This is a genomic window from Myxococcus sp. AB025B, assembly GCF_006518215.1.
Taxonomy (GTDB): domain Bacteria; phylum Myxococcota; class Myxococcia; order Myxococcales; family Myxococcaceae; genus Myxococcus; species Myxococcus fulvus.
Genome location: NZ_SRLW01000504.1, coordinates 1 through 3,811, shown reverse-complemented (window position 1 = coordinate 3,811; position 3,811 = coordinate 1). Strand labels below are relative to the sequence as shown.

The window sequence follows — 3,811 nt, the reverse complement described above, 5'->3', positions numbered from 1 at the left end:
TTGAGCAGCAGCACCAGGTCGTACGTGGAGAAGTCCTCGCGCAGCCCCACCTCCGCGTCGCGCACGGCCACCTCCACCGGAGACCCCGGCGCCGTCAGCGCCGCGTCCACGAAGAAGGCTTCGTCCCGGTAGCGCGTCGCGTGCGGCGCGCCGTTCACCACCAGCGCCTTGAGCGCGCGGGGCACCGGCAGCACGAACGCCCGTCGGTCATCCTCCGCCAGCGCGTCCGGCGCGAGCGTCACCTGGCCCACCACCGTGCCGCCCTGCGGGAAGCGCACCGTGAGCGCCTTCTGCGTGGTGCCACCGGCGGGCACGTCGACGAAGCCCTTGGCCAGCGTCGTCTCGCCCGTGCGCACCGCGGCCTCCAGGTCCTTCACCGCCTCCGTCCCGAAGTTGCGCACCGTGAAGGTGAACTGGAACGCGCGCGGGCCGGCCTGCAGCGCGGGCTCCACCTTGAGGTCGACGATGGCGTGGTTGGCGAGCGTCTCCTTGCCCTCGGCCACGTCGCGCAGCACCACCTCCGGCTTCACCGGCGCGCCCGTGGGGCCCTTCACCGTGGGCGGCGGAGCCTCCAGCCGGAACGCCGTGGCCGCCATGTCGGAGACCACCACCAGCCGCTTGGCCGGCATCGGGTTCTCCTCCAGCGAGCGCGCCGCCAGGTCCATGCAGCGCGACAGGTCCGCGCCGCCGTACGTCGGCTTCGCCTCGTCCACGAGGGCGCGCAGTCGGGCCCGGTCGAACCCCGGAGGCGGCGGCGCCGCGGGCGAGCCCGTGCACACCACCACCGTGGCGGGCTCCTCGGGCAGCAGGTCCTTCAGCGCGTCACGCGCCTCGTCCCGGCCCCGCTCGAAGAGCGACGTGCCGTCCGACCAGCGCATGGACAGGGACGCGTCCAGGATGATGGCCGTCGCGGCCGGGCCCTTCACCACCTGCGCGGCCTGCGCGTCGCGCGTCAGCTCCGGCTTGGCGAGCGCGATGGGGATGGCCAGCAGGATGAGCGTGCGCAGCACGTACAGGAGCAGGCGCTTCAGCTTGAGGCGACTGGCGGTGCGCTTCTGGCTGCGCAGCACGAAGGCCAGCGGACCGAACGGATGGGGACGCGGCCTGCGCCGGTCGAACAGGTGCACCAGCAGGGGGATGAGGGCGCCCAGCGCGCCCAGCAGCATCCACGGATTGCCGAACGTCACCCGCGCCTCCCGCGCCGCGCCAGGTACCGCAGCAGCACGTCGTCCAGCTTCTCGTCCGTGCGCACCAGCTCGTAGTCCACGTCCGCCTCCGCGCACGACGCCTTCACGTTCGCCAGGAAGGCGTGGAACTCCTCCAGGTAGCTCTCCTTGATTTCACGCGGGTTCACCTCGATGCGGCCCTCGCCCTCCATGTCCATGAAGAGCGTGGGGTCATCGAAGGGGAACGTCAGCTCCGCCGGGTCCACGACGTGGAACAGCGACACGTCGTTCTTGCGCTGCCTGAGCGCCAGCACCCGCTTGAGCGCGTCCTGCTTCTCGTCGAGCAAGTCCGACAGGACGATGACGGTGGAGCGCCGGGGCAGCACCTCCGCCAGGTGGTCCGCCGCGCTGCCCAGGTCCGTCGTGCCGCCGGCCGCCGTCGCATCCAGCGTGTCGAGCAGCACGTTCAGGTGGCCCGCCGACGCGCGCGGAGGCACGTCCTTCCACTTGCCACCCGTGAGCAGCGCCAGGCCCGCCGCGTCCTGCTGACGCACCAGCAGATACGACAGCGCGCCCGCCAGCGTCGTCGCCACCTCCAGCTTGGACAAGGCGCCGCTCTGGTAGCCCATGGAGGCAGACGCATCCACCACCATCACCGCGCGCAGGTTCGTCTCGTGCTCGAAGCGCTTGACGTAGTACTTGTCGAACTTGCCGTACGCCTTCCAGTCCAGGTGGCGCAGCTCGTCGCCGGGCGCGTACTCCTTGTGCTCGGCGAACTCCACGCTCTGCCCCTGATGGGGGCTCTTGTGGAGGCCGGACAGCACCCCCTCCATCACCGCGCGGGCACGCAGCTTCACGCCCTTGAGGCGGGCCAGCGTCTGGGCATCGAGCAGCACGCGGCGCTAGCCCTTCACCACCGTGAGGAGCTGGTCCACGAGCTTCACGGACGTGATTCCCTCGCTCTCCGCGGTGAAGTTGGGCAGCACGCGGTGGCGCAGCACCGGCCTCGCCAGCGCGCGCACGTCCTCCACCGTCGCCACGAAGCGCCCGTGGAGAATCGCGCGCGCCTTGGCCGCGAGCACCAGGTACTGGCTGGCGCGAGGGCCCGCGCCCCACGACACGTTCTTCGCCACGAAGTCCGGCACGCCCGCTTCCTTGGGCCGGGTGTTGCGCACCAGCTCCACCGCGAAGCGCACCACGTGGTCCGGCACCGGCACGCGCCGCACCAGGTCCTGGAGGGCGACGATGCGCTCGGGAGACAGAATCTTCTCGAGCGCCGGCTGCTCGCCGCCGGTGGTGCTCTTGACGATTTGGATCTCCTCCTCGGCGGTGGGGTAGCCCACGTCCACCAGGAACATGAACCGGTCCAGCTGCGCCTCGGGCAGGGGGTAGGTGCCCTCCTGCTCGATGGGGTTCTGCGTGGCGAAGACGAGGAAGGGCGGGGCCAGCGGGTACGTGCGGCCGCCGGCGGTGATGCGGTACTCCTGCATGGCCTGCAGCAGCGCGGCCTGCGTCTTGGGCGGGGTGCGGTTCACCTCGTCGGCCAGGATGATGTTGGCGAACAGGGGGCCCTGCACGAAGCGGAAGTTGCGCCGGCCGGTGGTGCGGTCCTCCTCCAGGATGTCCGTGCCGGTGATGTCCGAGGGCATCAGGTCCGGGGTGAACTGGATGCGGTTGAAGGACAGGTTCAGCACGTCCGCCAGCGTGGAGATGAGCAGCGTCTTGGCCAGGCCCGGCACGCCGACGAACAGGCAGTGGCCCCGGCTGAAGAGCGAGATGAGCAGGTGCTCCACCACCTCGCGCTGCCCGACGACGCGCTTCTCGATTTGAGCGACGATGGCGTTACGGGCCTGGGCAAGCTCCTCGACTGCGCGGAGGTCGTCGCTCGAGGCATCGGGCACGGGACGTGGGGCGGGGGCGGCGCTTTCCATGGAAGGAGTCTCTTAATTCGCGGGCGGCGCCCGGACCAACGGTTTCCTCCTTCCGAGCGGCCGAGTCGTGCGGTGGCAACCGTTGGAGTGGGGGCCTATTCCGCTGTCACACACTCGGGGACGGGGCCCCGAGGCCCCCAGTCGCCTGCACGCCCCCCGGGCGGGTGCCTCCCCCCGAGGGGCAGGGGGAATGCCACGTCCCGGACACGCTGCTTACCGTCTCCGGAGAGCCGGCTCGCGAAGGACGGCGGCGGCTCGGGGAGCACGCATGCGGTCAGAGCGAGCGGGGCGTTGGTTCCAGGGCTGGAGGTGGCTCGCGCCGCTGGCCCTCCTGTGGGGCGTGGGGCTGGCGTGTGGCTCGGAGCCGGGCGCCCCGGAGACTCCCGGGGAGGAGGCCGCGCCGGGCACGGACGATGGGGCCAACCCGGGCTCGGGCACGCCGCCGAAGTCGGGCACCCGGCCGCCCTCCGAGGGCGAGGGTGCGCAGGTGCCCTGGGAGGCCCGGGTGGGCGGGCCCCAGGACGACTCGGGGACCGGCGTCGCCGTGGGGCGCGACGGGGACGTGGTGCTGGTGGTGTCGCAGACGCCCCGGCAGGACGCGGACCGCGAGCCGGTGGCCGGGGAGCGGCTGGGGGTGGTGCTGGGACGGTACGCGGCGGATGGGACGCCGCGCTGGACGCGGGAGTTCCCCCGCGAGCGCCTGTCGGATTTGCG

General features: G+C 71.9%; 3 protein-coding genes and 1 pseudogene. 1 reads left to right on the top strand and 3 read right to left on the bottom strand.

Translation table 11 applies throughout. The features are described 5' to 3' along the window. The 3 genes from FL311_RS41685 to FL311_RS41675 all read right to left on the bottom strand — a co-directional run. On the bottom strand, positions 1 to 1,187 hold a 1,187-nt coding region (locus tag FL311_RS41685; RefSeq protein WP_141333165.1), incomplete at its 3' end, for a BatA domain-containing protein. After that, on the bottom strand, positions 1,184 to 2,062 hold the full coding sequence (locus FL311_RS41680; RefSeq protein WP_046716420.1) for a DUF58 domain-containing protein: 879 nt from the start codon (positions 2,060 to 2,062) through the stop codon (positions 1,184 to 1,186). The genes FL311_RS41685 and FL311_RS41680, both read right to left, overlap by 4 nt. Before the next feature lie 6 nt (positions 2,063 to 2,068). Next, positions 2,069 to 3,097 carry a MoxR family ATPase gene (locus FL311_RS41675; protein ID WP_141333164.1) on the bottom strand — a complete coding sequence of 343 codons (1,029 nt, stop codon included), beginning with the start codon at positions 3,095 to 3,097 and terminating at the stop codon, positions 2,069 to 2,071. 268 nt (positions 3,098 to 3,365) lie between these two features. On the opposite strand from FL311_RS41675, the pseudogene FL311_RS44610 reads away from it, so the two are divergent. Continuing rightward, a pseudogene (locus tag FL311_RS44610) lies at positions 3,366 to 3,811 on the top strand (hypothetical protein); the annotation flags it as partial.

Excerpts from the sequence above, each read along its gene's own strand:
- FL311_RS41675 (WP_141333164.1), bottom strand. The coding sequence starts at position 3,097 with ATGGAAAGCGCCGCCCCCGCCCCACGTCCCGTGCCCGATGCCTCGAGC.